Source organism: Vibrio sp. E150_011 (assembly GCF_053544015.1).
Genome location: NZ_JBHFOL010000015.1, coordinates 45,900 through 58,916, shown reverse-complemented (window position 1 = coordinate 58,916; position 13,017 = coordinate 45,900). Strand labels below are relative to the sequence as shown.

The following is a 13,017-nucleotide window of genomic DNA, read 5'->3' as shown; positions in this document are numbered from 1 at the left end:
GCTCGGCTTTTTTTGACGCCATCGTTTTTTCCTGAATACCAGTATTGATCTCTTTAAATAGAATGGGACAATAGCTCACTTCTCCTAGTTCATCGCATTGCTATCAGTTCTGAGACTAGACGCACTCAATGAACAACCTGTAATGACATGATTTAAGGTGCTTTTCATGCTTAATCTAGATAAATACCAAGGCATCATTTTTGATCTCGACGGCACACTGGTCAATTCAATGGTGGCCCACGCAGAGGCTTGGGAAGCAACCTGTCAGGCATTTGATATTCCCTATGATAAAGAGTGGCTTGACCAATTAGGGGGGATGCCTTCAAGAAAAGTGACGCTGGAAATCCTCAAACGCTACACGCTAGATTTAGACGCCCAAGCGATTACCAAACATAAAGTTGAGGTTTTTGAAAGGATTGAGCATAAAGGCGACATTATTCCAACGATCTACAAGATCCTGAAAGAAAATTACAAAAATAAACCAATCGGCATTGGTACTGGTGCGCAGTACAAGCACGCAAAAGAGATACTTGATACCACCGATATTCTCAGTATGGTGCAGGCTTTGGTGACCTCTGATGACGTCGACAACCATAAACCCAATCCTGATACCTTTGAAAAAGTCGCCCAGCAACTCTCCCTTGCAGCCTCAGATTGTGTGGTATTTGAAGATACCTTGATCGGCCGTCAAGCGGCTAACAGGGCTGGTATGGACTGCTACTTAGTTGCTCAAGGGGAGATTGTTGATTTTTATCCTGCTATTTAGGAATAACTCACGTCCACGTTATCACTTCAGTTCTTTACTGACCCCGCTCTTTTCATAATGAAGGTCATTGCCGGCCAATCGTTGAAAAGGGCGCAAGCCAAACAACGGCATTATCGAATATATATGGTCAAACAGATCAGATTGGATATCCTCATACTGCGCCCAATCAACAATATTCGTAAAGCCATAGATCTCAAGAGGAAGGCCTTCCGGTGTCGGTTGCAACTGTCGAACCATGAGTAACATGTATTGATGGATGTCTTTATTAGCGCGCAAGTACGCATTCAAATACGCTCGAAACAATCCAACATTCGTAAATTGGCGAGAATTCCCAATGATATCGTCTTGTTTAAGGTTTTCGTTATAACTCTCTAATTCTTTCGATTTTTCATAAATATGCTGACGCAATAAACATATCTTAGTTAAGTCTTTTACTTCTTCATGAGACATAAATCGGATTGACGTAACGTCCAAGTTAACGGAACGGGTAATACGCCGCCCGCCCGACTCCGACATTCCTTGCCAATTGATGAACGCATTTTGAACCAGCGCGTAAGCAGGCAACATACTGACGGTGTTGTCGAAATTCCGCACTTTGATCGTCGTCAGTGAGATTTCTTCAACGGTACCATTTGCGCCAAATGAATCCATCTGGATCCAATCATTAAGGCTTACCATCCGGTTTGCAGACAGTTGGATACCCGCCACAAATCCCAAAATAGTATCTTTGAATACCAACATCACAAAACCAGTCGCGACACCAAGTCCGGAAAACAATAGAACGGGCGCTTCGTTCGCAAGAACGGAAATAGAAACAATTAGGCCAATGAAAAACGTAAACAGCTTTATGAGTTGAACAAAACTTTTGACGGGCATTCGACGCGCGATGCCATTTTGAGTCGCTAGGTCGTTAAGAGCATCAAGGAATGAGAAAATCATCCAAATAATAAGCACAAGGATGGTAATGGCTAGAAATCGGTCAACAATAGCCGTCAATACTTCAAAATGACCAATCGCGATAGGGACAAACAGATTCAAGACGAGCACTGGCGTGAGTAATGATATTTTTCCCAGGACATCATTTTTATAAAGGCTGGTTGCAAATGGTTTGTTCACTCTCTCAAGCACGTTATTACACAATCGAATAATCAAGTGATGCACGAATACATAACTAAGCACAGCCACAACAATACTGATCGCAACAAGTATCACTGTTGTGGACACACCATAAACATCGTTATCTGGCAGAACACCGCTCAGCTTATTGACAACAAAATCACGAAAAGGGTGTCCTAACAAATAATCATCCTCAACGGGTGGGCAAACTTTAACAAGATGAATGACTTAATCTAAGTCGCTATGAGTGAACGTTATACCTAATAAGACTAGACGAACTTGCCTCAATACGCTGTTGTTGTTCCAATATTTTCTCAATCAGAAGGTTCATAGCCGTAATATTCGTAAGGTAAAAGCTTGTTTGAATGCGATTTCAGACCCATATTAGAGAGATAACCTATAATTCGACGATCAGGAGTCACAATGAAGGGCGTTATTTCTATTCAATCTCATGTTGTATATGGTCATGCTGGAAATAGCTCAGCCGTTTTTCCATTACAGCGTATGGGTTTTGAGGTCTGGCCTATTCATACTGTCCAATTCTCTAACCATACACAGTATCAACAAGGTTGGACTGGACAAGCCTTTTCCGCTGAAGACATCTCAGCACTGATGAACGGTATTGATAATATTGGGCAGCTGGTAAATTGCGAGGCTGTTTTATCGGGTTATCAAGGAAGCTCAGAACAGTGCCTTGCGGTGATAGAAGCGGTCAACAAAGTCAAAGCGCAAAACCCAAACGCATTGTATATCTGCGACCCTGTGATGGGTTCTCCTGAAAAGGGATGCATTGTACCTGCAGGGACAACCGAGCACCTCGTTAAGCGTGTGATGCCAATGGCTGATGTCATTGTGCCGAACCAATTTGAACTAAGCCAGTTTACCAACATGGAAATTAACAGCCTCGATGATGCAGCAAGCGCTTGTCGCCAGGCATTGACACTCGGACCTAAGATGGTACTAGTGAAACACTTACACAGTGTGTCTAATGAGCAATTCACTATGATGCTCGCAACAGAGCAAGATTGTTTCATCGCTCAGCGTCCTCACCTTGATTTTGACAAACAACCGGTCGGTGTTGGCGATCTTATTTCCGCATTGTTTACTGGTGGTTTATTAAAAGGTTGGACCCCAGAACAAGCATTTGAACATGCGAACAATGCCAGTTATGCCGTGTTGAAAGAAACACAAAAACGCACTGAATGGGAGCTGCAAACGATAGCAGCACAGCAAGAGTTAGTCTCGCCGGAAGAGTGCTTTCCAATACAGAAGATTTAATGAGAACGCAGAAATAAACTGCTGTGACTGAGCAGTTTATTTCTTGTATGACTTTTACTTATTATTCCTAAACACTTATGTGCGGACCCAATAAAGCTTGCCCGTAACAGAATTTTCGGACAATAAAGTTTGCCCGTAAGAGCGTTAACAAAGTTTCCATAATAGCCTCTAAAGATGATTCACAAGCAATACCTATGCATGTGTATTTCGTGCTTTAAAAAAAAATCACATGGATTAGTGTGTACCATAAAATCATGTGCTTCTAGTCTTACCTTAATTATAGGTTTTACTGGACAAAAGTCCGCTACACTCCATCTGGTACATTTTGAACAGTTATGATTCTTACTTTTAATTAGTGTCTCTTTCAAAGAACATGCCTGACTCAAGCCAAACCAATAATCTTTATATTCTGCTCGACTAAAAAATTCTACAAACTGCTTAGGAAGCTCTCTACCATAGTTGGTAAAATCACTATGTAGCTGTCTATCAGAAATAGGTTTCCTTCGCCCATCCGCATAATAATAATCTTTGAAACTTCGACCGAGGTAATCATCGTCCCTCCACATTGATGCCCATCGATAAAAGTCATCAAGTAAACAAGGCATTATATGAACCTTAGTTTCATCTTCATTGTTTGTTCTTGTTGGCAGTTGTTTATATTCATCTGTATCACACTCTGGAATAGCTTCTCCAACCAAAGCCCTACTCAAAATATTGACCGCTTTTTTATGACTAAAAGCCTTTAACTGTATGAGTGTTTTTTGATGCCGATTACACCACGACTCAAAAAGCCATTCAGACTTTAAATACCCATAACCTTGACTTCCTATTGATTCTACGATGCAAGAGCGACAAAACCGTATTGGAATGGATCCTTTCCCTGAAGTCGATATCAAAGAGTTATCAAAAAAGCAATTAACAGAGTCTAAGTAATCAAAAGGGTTGTCATACAAACCAGCCCTTTTTCTAGCTAACCCTGAGCGCCTTAAAAAAGCTAATAACTCTACGTCATTAAGTTTTTCTCTTTGTACATTACAGTCTTTAGTAAATGAGGGAAATGCGTGCATATAACCATTCACACCAATAACAGAAGAAAAATCCATCATTCCAGAAACTAGGAGGTTGCGGAAAACCCAACTGTGAGCTGATTCATCCTCTGTATACTTGAGTTCAATCATGCTAACTGATAAACACTCTGTCCTTGCCCTGGGTACTTCTCATAGACATGCATGTACACTTCAGAACAAGTCTTTGGCCATAGATCATCATCGTATGACTCCGGTAGCCGGTCTAAAACGTCTTCGATATAGCTACGAACGCGAGCCTTGGTTCTCTGCTTTTTACGCCAGTCGATAACTAGTAACTCTTTCATGTTATCAACCAGCTCCTTCGCTATTCGCTTAACTTCATTTCGCTCTTTTTCATTGAGCGGTAATTCCTGAGTCATTAAATCAAAGACGGCTAACTCTTCCTCACTAAGTCCTTCTCTAACGGTTCTTTTTTCTTCATGATCAAGGTCATGTAAGAACCCTGAAAGCTGCTGGAAGAACTCCTCGGCGGTATAAGCACCAAGATTATAGTCATCAATAAGCTCTTGGAACTTTTGTTGTAGATCTTGCCTCGATTTATTTTTCAGCATCATTGGTTGTAGCTTCCGCTCAATGATATTTCTTAAGCGTTCAGCATCCGACTTTTGAGGCTTTTTAATTTTCGTGACCATTTCAGCGAGCGCGTCAAAATCGATACCCGCAATATTGATTGGTTCAGGAAGGTTACTCTTTATCTGAATGGTCGTAATGGACTCATCAAGCAACTCATTAACTTGATGACGCACCACATCTAGCACGTCCTCATCATCAATGGATACACCTGATTTCTGACGCATCTGAGCATAGATCACATTGATAGCAATACGATGAGGTACAAATTCATTTGCGTCATCATCTGGAAGGACAGCTTTAAATATTCGATTAACTTGGCGAACGAAAGCGGTGAACTCATCTTTGAGGTCTGGGGCAAGTAGCACTTCACTCGCATCATCAAGCATTTGTAATTTTGTAAAACCTTCTGCTGGGGCAGATATGACCGCATCGATATCAATATCTTGTTTTGATAGAAAGACCTTTAATTCATCAATCGCAGTAGCTAATGCAGCAACAAGCTCTCGCTTATCTCTAGCAGGGCTATCAATTCCATAACCAGCACCGGGCTCACCTACTTGCCCCCCACCATACAGACCAAGAGCAACCTGTAGTGCACTGAAAATATTAATATAATCGACAACCTGACCCGCACTCTTACCTGGAAATACTCGGTTTGCACGAGCAATCGTCTGCATCAAGGTATGGTTCTTAAGTGGCTTGTCTAAATAGAGGGTAGAAACTGATGGTGCATCAAAGCCCGTAAGCCACATAGCACAAACGAAAACGATACGAAGGTTGTCATCTGGGTCTTTGAATTTTTCATCAATATCCTCTTTGACCATACGCTCTCTGTGTGTCTTATAATCGAGACCTTTTTTAGCTAAACGTTCTTCATCATTTTGCTCACCAGACACCACTACAGCCATGTCTGTTGATTCCATATGTTCAATTTGAAACTCTAGCTTTGCTAACCGGCTACCTTTAGCAAACTTGGCCTGAGACCTCAGGCTTTTCAGCTTCACTTGCCACGCATCTGAAACCTTGTCGTACATTTTAATTGCTGTAGCTTTATCAATAGAGACAACCATTGCTTTACCCAACAGACCGCCTTTAAAGGGAGCTCGATTGATGTAGTGATCTACTAAATCTTTAGCTATTGTTTCCAAACGGTCATCACGTGTAATAATGTGATACGACTTACTGAACTCTCGCTCTAGCTTTTCTTCTTGTTCATCAGTCAAATCTGATTGTTCAATAATATCTGCAATTTCATCACCAACGTCATCACGGGATAAATTGACTTCTGGAACTCTGTTTTCGTAATACAGTGGCAATGTCGCACCATCATCAACCGCATCCGCAAAGTTATAGATACTGATGTAGTCACCAAATATTTCTTGGGTTTTTCCGCTCTCTTTATTCCCTTCTTCAGATACCTGTTCAGATAATAAAGGCGTACCTGTAAAGGCCATATAAGAAGCATTTGGCATGGAACTACGCATGTTCATCGCTAAAGAGTCATATTGGCTTCTGTGGGCTTCATCGGTGATTACAATGATGTCATCACGTTCAGATAAAAGAGGATAATTACCCTTTTCGTCCCCTTTGAATTTTTGAATCAATGTGAAAACGAAGCGGTGGTCTTCTGCAAGAAGTGTTTTTAGTTCAGCGCCAGATTCAGCTTGGCAATTCTCGGTTAATGCGCCAGAAGAGTGGAAAGTTTTATATATTTGGTCGTCTAAATCTGTACGGTCAGTGATAAGTACAAACGTCCAGTTTCCAGTGTATTTTCGGAATGCTTTTTTACAGAAGAAAACCATTGAGAAGCTTTTACCGCTACCTTGTGTATGCCAAAAAACACCCAACTGACCTGAACGCTCTTTTACATTAGTAAGCCCTTCTAAGGCTTGGTTTACTCCAAGATACTGATGGTATTTAGCAACAATTTTTAACGTCTGCTTTTTCTTCACAAACAATATGTAGTTTTCAATAATATCCAAGAAGCGGGTGCGATCACATACACCTCTGATAACGACTTCAAGGCTTACGCGGCGAGGTTCTTTTTCACTCTTAACTTTCTTCCATTCTGCAAAGTGTTCCCACTGGCTAGAGATAGAACCCACTCGCGACTGAATACCATTAGATAGCACGATGATTTGATTATAGTGAAATAGCTGAGGAATGGTGTTCCGATAATCTTTTAGATTGTCTTTGTACGCATTAAAGAGGTTCTTATGGCTAGTCTTAAGCTCAATAAACAACAAAGGTAAGCCGTTTACAAAGCCTAATAAGTCTGGGCGTCGAGTTTCAATCTCTCCAGAAATAGACATCTGACTGCAAAGCAAAAAGTCATTTTCATCCGCAGTTTCCCAGTCGATATAACTAACCACATAATCTTCTTCATCATCAGAGGTAGCGGTATAGGTATAGCCATCTTTCAATAACAGGTATATCGCTTCATTTGCAGCTATATCACTCATAGATGAACGGTCACGACACATCTCATCAATTGCTTCTTGCAATACTAGAGGTGAGATACCTTTGTTTAACTTCAGTAAAGCCTCTCGAAGACGGTTAGTTAGTACAACATCGTTACGGGTTTCACGTCCAAATGCGAGATCACCTTCAGCATCCTTACCAAAAGTCTCATCCCAACAAGTTTCCGTATACCAATCAAGGCTATCGAATAGCGCAATAGCCGGTTGTTCAACTAGACCATCTTCCGTATATGTCATTATCTTCTCTTATTCAAATCAGTCACTAAGCCGATAATTAAGTCCAAATCAGCTTTAATTTCGGCTATGTTTCTGGGCCGCTGCTGTAACCCTGTCGCCGTGTCATGCCCCTGGAAAAATGTACTGCAATTCGACATTCCTAGATTAATAGCATCGTAATCAGCTTGGGTAATGTCTTCTACAATTTTTTTGATGCGTTGCGTTTGGATCGAGCGTCCAAACCTGGTTACAACATTATTGAATAACTTCTCTTCAACTAACCTTTCCCAAGCTTCACGAAGAAAATTATAAAAATCATAACAATGTTTTGAGTATTCAAGCTCAGTTCCCGTTCGGTCTACTTTTTCTAATTCTTGATATGCTGAATTTAGTTGCCCAATTCTTGCTTTTATCGGTAAGGCATCCCAAGGAGGAGTACGATCAACAAGACCGGTATGCTTACGGCTACGGTCTAAACGAATCTGCGTAGCAGATGCACCATTTACTTTCTCTACACACTCTAGTAGATACTTGTAAAAAGCAATGTCATGCGTAAATACAACAACTTGCCTTTCAAGTGACTCTTCTACAAGACGTTTACCGATGTCTTCACGCCATCGATGGTCAAGTGAGTTAACAGGGTCATCAAAAACAACAGCGGAACTTCTACCATCTGAAATGATTTCCGCCATGAAACAAGCAATCGCTATACACCGTTGCTCACCTTCACTAGCAATTTCGGCAACGACACTCTTACTGCCATCAGTAATTTCTAATTTTGAAAGTTGCTGACTAGCAGAGCCTCTTGTTTTTACTTCTACATTGAACCTATCAAACCCGAACTTATTCAATTCTTCGCCAAAGCACTTCACTAATGGTTCAATTATCGTCGATTTGCTCAGCTCATTAGAAAGAAGCGTTACTTGTCTAGTTGTAGTAACGTCCTCAATCGAATTCAGCTTATTTTCAAAAACATACCGAGATATGTTTTTGATGATGCTATCCTTATTTTCTGCCACTAACTGCCGCGATTTTAGCTCTGCCAGAGCTTTTTCCTTTTCTGCAAGTAATGCGCTATGAGACTCATCATCATCTTTAGCTAACAACCTAATGTCTGCATTCAGCTCTTCTAATATTCCTTCACAATAAGTTATTGGCCGTTTGTCGATATCAGATAAACCTATTTTGGAATCTTGACTTAAAAACTCCGATTGACGCAACTTTAGCGACTCAACAAACGTAGCCACGTCAGCCTTAAATGAACTACCTTCCGGTGTAAGCTCATCAATAACGGCATCGTAATCACTAAAATCTATTACAAGTTCGTCAATTTTCTTAATGGCATCCTTGCTTTTTTTACTTGCAGTTTCTGCTTCTTGAACAGCTTGGTCAGCGACAAACTCCTTAAATGACGTCAATTTATCTGCGCTATCGCTACTGACAGGTTGTAAGCATAGCGGGCATTTATCTGACTCTGCTGGCGGAAAAGAAACATCACTCGTTTGAGATCTAATAAAGGATTCAGAAGCCTTCCATAGAGTTAACCACTTAGCGTCACCAATACCTTCAAATGGCAAACCTGATAGAACACGATCTCTGAGTTCTTTTGCAAGCCCTGCCTTTTCATCTGCATCGTGCTTAAGAGCCATTAACTCTGTATAGGCTTTCTTTGTTAAAGAATCATCTAACTCCCTAAGTTTGTTAGAAAAAGGCGTAATACGTGCAACCTTTGTGCTTAACCCTTTCTTTAGACTAGCGATAGATTGAGACTTGAGCTCAAAAATACTCTGCTGGAGTTGTTCTATTTGACAGATTTCATCACCACTTCCACAATGCTTTTCGACATCTTGCATCGATGAAAGATGGCTTAATCCGTTAACAAACTTCCCACTTAACGTCTCATCAGAAAACGTTGGAAGAGTTCGCATACCATTACCTGGCATCAGCTCTTCAGCGATTTGTCTTTTTACATAGTCCAGTGCAACTGCTAAGCACTCCAATACTTTCAGAGCGAATGGCTTGTAGCCCAGCGTTCCTTCCTTTTTACTCACATAGTGTGAGGCGGTATCTGTATCGAACACCCGGATGGACTTCAGCTTTTCATCAGCTTCAGCCTTTTTTGTCCAATCAACCGTTAAGGTATCACTGTCATCACAAACAGTTAATTTAGCGGAAGACGCTTCATCCGATTTATCAAATACATTACCAAGAATTGGGGCTACATCCCCCCTAGTTAAACAAGCGTGTTTTAAAATACGCGCGTAAGTTGATTTGCCCGTACCGTTATCGCCATAAACAATGTTTAAGCCGTTAGTATTTAAAGCTAGAGTTTGATTTGGTGCCAAAGAACCTACATTAACGACATCAGTAATCGAAGATAGCTTTACCTCAGACACCTCTGAAACTAATCCTGCTGCGGTAACAGGCGTTTCATAGAGCGCGAAAAGCTCATTTTTCGCAATAACGCCATATTCCATCTGTGCTATTGTCCAGATTAGGCGATGCTGTCGCTCTGTTAACTCTCCTTTGGTAAGCGCCAGCCTAACAGCGTGACGCCAAAAAACGGGCTTATCTTTCACCCATTCAACGAGCTTCTCTATCGGCAGCATAAGTATCCTTATAACTCAATTTGACCTGAGATTAGTTTGGGTAACAACATATCGCGTTGCTGTTTTAAGTTCCTATTTTTAAGACTCAGAACTCTTATTTGCTCGATAGCTGGAGTTACAACACTGTTAAAACTTTCAAGTACTTTCAAGTCTGGTACGCATACAGAAAACTCTTGCAAAACATCCCAGCTAGCTCTCGGCATTTTACTGCCTTGCGCTGTTTGCACCGCTTGAGCAACAAACTCATTAGAAAAAGTAACCATAGCGATTAACGAATGGTGTGTACGCTCCTTTGGAGAAAGAACGAAGGTGTCGGAAGAACAAAGGCCATCAACTTGGGCAACACCAACTTTATGAAAATTTGGTCTTATTTTACCAAACAATATATCACCACGACTGAAAGCCAGTTTATTACTACCAATTTCAGTTACTTGTTCCCAATCAGATAGCGCAATTGATTTTCTAGGAAAGTGCTCTAGCCCCATATAAGGTGTGTTTTTAGGCACAGTGCCTTTTTTTATAGTTTTCCTTTTAAACTCTACAAGCTCACCTAACGGTTTTACTTCCCACCCCTCAAGGATTTGACCTAGTGGTGAGTCAACGCACTTTGGGTTGCCGTCTGCATCAAGATTATCTTGGTGGCTTGGATAGCGGAAGTTAACAAACCATTCACGGTAAAGAGATTGCGCCATCTCTTCTAAAATAGCGATACGGCGATTGTTGTTTTCGATTAGGTTGTCGTAATTCAATAGCGTTGAAGATATCGTAGAAACAACTTCTCTGTCTTTAGGAACTTTAAATTTAAATGTTCTTAACTTATCGAGGCTTAAATTATCTTGGGTCGTCCCCTGAGAAATGCTTTGCATTTCAAGCTTTATGTAATCTATGTAGTACTTTACAAAATAGACATCTACTAGTTCTTCATTTGGTATAAAGCCAACAATACTATCGGGAAAGCAGGCATTAAATTTTAATACAGCTGTTTCAGCAATATTTGCGGCAATAGTAATGATTAGCGTTTCTTTATCCCACAATTTACTTTGAGCTAAGCCTTTATCATTATATGTTTGCTCAAAACTATTTAGGTATAAATTAGCAGCCCTAACATCACCAGTTTGTATAAATGGGTATTCACCGCCATATAACGACGAATCATTTCGGGGACGATGCTTAGATTTCCCCCTGCCCAAAAAACCTAATTCATCTAAATTAAATTCTGAAAACTCCCACCCCATTAGATTGACTCCAAAACTTGTGTTGTTTTGATAGCAATGTCTTTCTCTAATTCATGGGCCTCAGAATTTAAAACCTCCAACTCTTCCTGCAAAGCCTCTAACTTGGCAGCAAAGTCTTCATCATGTTCTTGCTCACCTTCTGCAACCCCTACATAACGCCCTGGGTTTAAGCTATAGCCTTGCTCAATAATTTCTGCTTTGCTTGCTACTTTGCAAAGCCCCGCAATATCTTGGTAGCTCAGTTCACCCGTTTCACTTTTGAAAAATGCTTCAAGTGCATAACTGCCATCATTATCTGCATCGGGGTGTGTTTCTAGATAGGTATTATCCACCGTTTGACCACGGTATAAACGCACAATATTGGCGATAAAGTTTAACTGCTCGCTGGTGTAATCACGCACGGCACGTGTTACTTGGCGGAAGATATGACGTGCATCGATAAACAGCACTTTGTTTTTGTTGTGCGCTGGTTTGTTTTTGTCTAAAAACCACAAGGCACAAGGAAGCGTCACGGTATAAAAGAAATTACTCGATACCGCTACCATCACATCTACACCATCATCTTCAATGAGTTTTTGACGTATTTCTAGTTCAGATCTACGAGCATCACTCGCAGAATTCGCCATCACAAATCCTGCACGTCCCGTTTCATTTAGAGCCGTATAGAACATCTGAATCCAAAGGTAGTTGCCGTTATCGTTGCGTGGCATACCAAATGGAAAACGCTTTTTGTCGTCTTCTAATCTATCTTTTTGAATTTCATTAACGTTAAACGGAGGGTTAGCCATTACATAGTCAAATTGACCATGTTGCTTGCCATCAACAACTTCACCTTCCGCTAATTCAAATGGGTTTTCGTAATAAGAGTTACCTTCTCGAACATCACCTTGTAAACCGTGAACCGCCAAGTTCATTTTCGACAGTCGAACCGTATCACCAGTTTTCTCTTGGCCAAAAATGGATAACTGATCAGAAGCATTTTTATTGTGACTAGAGACAAAGTCAGCCGAACTGACAAACATACCGCCACTACCACAAGCAGGGTCAAACACTTTGCCATGGTATGGTTCAATAATCTCTGTGATTAGACGAACCAATGCTGAAGGTGTGAAGAACTCGCCTCCGCCTTGACCTTCTGTTTTAGCAAATTCGTTGAGGAAGTATTCATATATGCGGCCAAAGACATCTGAACCCATACTGAAGTCGATTGAGGAGAAGTTTTTCAGCAGTCCTTTTAGAATATCGTTATCAAAGCGAGTGTATGTTTTCGGTAAGGCATCTTTAATTGCCTCGTTTTCCGCTTCAAGAGCCTTCATCGCATTATTGACATTAACGCCAATATTAGAACCTTCAGGTAATGCTAAAAGATTTGAATACAACGCATCATCAGGTACATACATTGCACCTTCAGCTTGTATCTTCGATTTAATATCGCTACTACCACGACGGCGAGAGCTGCCTTTGCTTTCAATATTTGCTTTAGCCTGAGTAAAGCGAAATTCCGCGTATCTCAAAAAAATCAGACCTAGAATTGGGCGGGAGTACTCTTGGGCTGTTAAGCCTGTGTTTGCTCGCAAGCTATCGGCGGCACTCCAAAGCTGTTTTTCTAATTGCTCAATCTTCTTAAAATCTGACATTTACGCATACTCAATATGA

The 13,017-nt window shown here is 40.9% G+C and carries 8 protein-coding genes; 2 read left to right on the top strand and 6 right to left on the bottom strand.

The features are described 5' to 3' along the window. The first annotated feature begins 166 nt into the window (after positions 1 to 166). Positions 167 to 766, top strand: a complete 600-nt coding sequence (locus ACE1OE_RS18970; protein WP_372060225.1) for a beta-phosphoglucomutase family hydrolase — start codon at positions 167 to 169, stop codon at positions 764 to 766. Between the two features lie 21 nt (positions 767 to 787). Here the strand turns inward: ACE1OE_RS18970 and ACE1OE_RS18965 are convergent, their stop codons facing one another. Beyond that, the gene (locus ACE1OE_RS18965) at positions 788 to 2,065 is read right to left on the bottom strand and encodes a mechanosensitive ion channel family protein (protein ID WP_449211959.1); all 1,278 of its coding nucleotides are present in this window, start codon (positions 2,063 to 2,065) and stop codon (positions 788 to 790) included. 240 nt (positions 2,066 to 2,305) lie between these two features. Between ACE1OE_RS18965 and pdxY the strand changes: the two genes are divergently transcribed. Then, a complete protein-coding gene (gene pdxY, locus ACE1OE_RS18960; RefSeq protein WP_449211958.1) occupies positions 2,306 to 3,160 on the top strand; it encodes a pyridoxal kinase PdxY in 855 nt (284 codons plus the stop codon). A gap of 179 nt (positions 3,161 to 3,339) precedes the next feature. Here the strand turns inward: pdxY and ACE1OE_RS18955 are convergent, their stop codons facing one another. The 5 genes from ACE1OE_RS18955 to ACE1OE_RS18935 are packed head-to-tail and all read right to left on the bottom strand — an operon-like array spanning position 3,340 to position 12,998. Continuing rightward, positions 3,340 to 4,338, bottom strand: a complete 999-nt coding sequence (locus tag ACE1OE_RS18955) for a hypothetical protein (protein WP_449211957.1) — start codon at positions 4,336 to 4,338, stop codon at positions 3,340 to 3,342. Beyond that, a complete protein-coding gene (locus ACE1OE_RS18950; protein ID WP_449211956.1) occupies positions 4,335 to 7,538 on the bottom strand; it encodes a type I restriction endonuclease subunit R in 3,204 nt (1,067 codons plus the stop codon). Before ACE1OE_RS18950 ends, ACE1OE_RS18955 begins: the two co-directional genes overlap by 4 nt. Then, on the bottom strand, positions 7,538 to 10,126 hold the full coding sequence (locus ACE1OE_RS18945) for an AAA family ATPase (protein WP_449211955.1): 2,589 nt from the start codon (positions 10,124 to 10,126) through the stop codon (positions 7,538 to 7,540). Before ACE1OE_RS18945 ends, ACE1OE_RS18950 begins: the two co-directional genes overlap by 1 nt. A gap of 8 nt (positions 10,127 to 10,134) precedes the next feature. Further along, positions 10,135 to 11,361, bottom strand: a complete 1,227-nt coding sequence (locus ACE1OE_RS18940) for a restriction endonuclease subunit S (RefSeq protein ID WP_449211954.1) — start codon at positions 11,359 to 11,361, stop codon at positions 10,135 to 10,137. After that, positions 11,361 to 12,998: a type I restriction-modification system subunit M gene (locus tag ACE1OE_RS18935; protein WP_449211953.1), complete on the bottom strand. Its 1,638-nt coding sequence runs from the start codon at positions 12,996 to 12,998 to the stop codon at positions 11,361 to 11,363. Before ACE1OE_RS18935 ends, ACE1OE_RS18940 begins: the two co-directional genes overlap by 1 nt. Positions 12,999 to 13,017 lie beyond the last annotated feature (19 nt).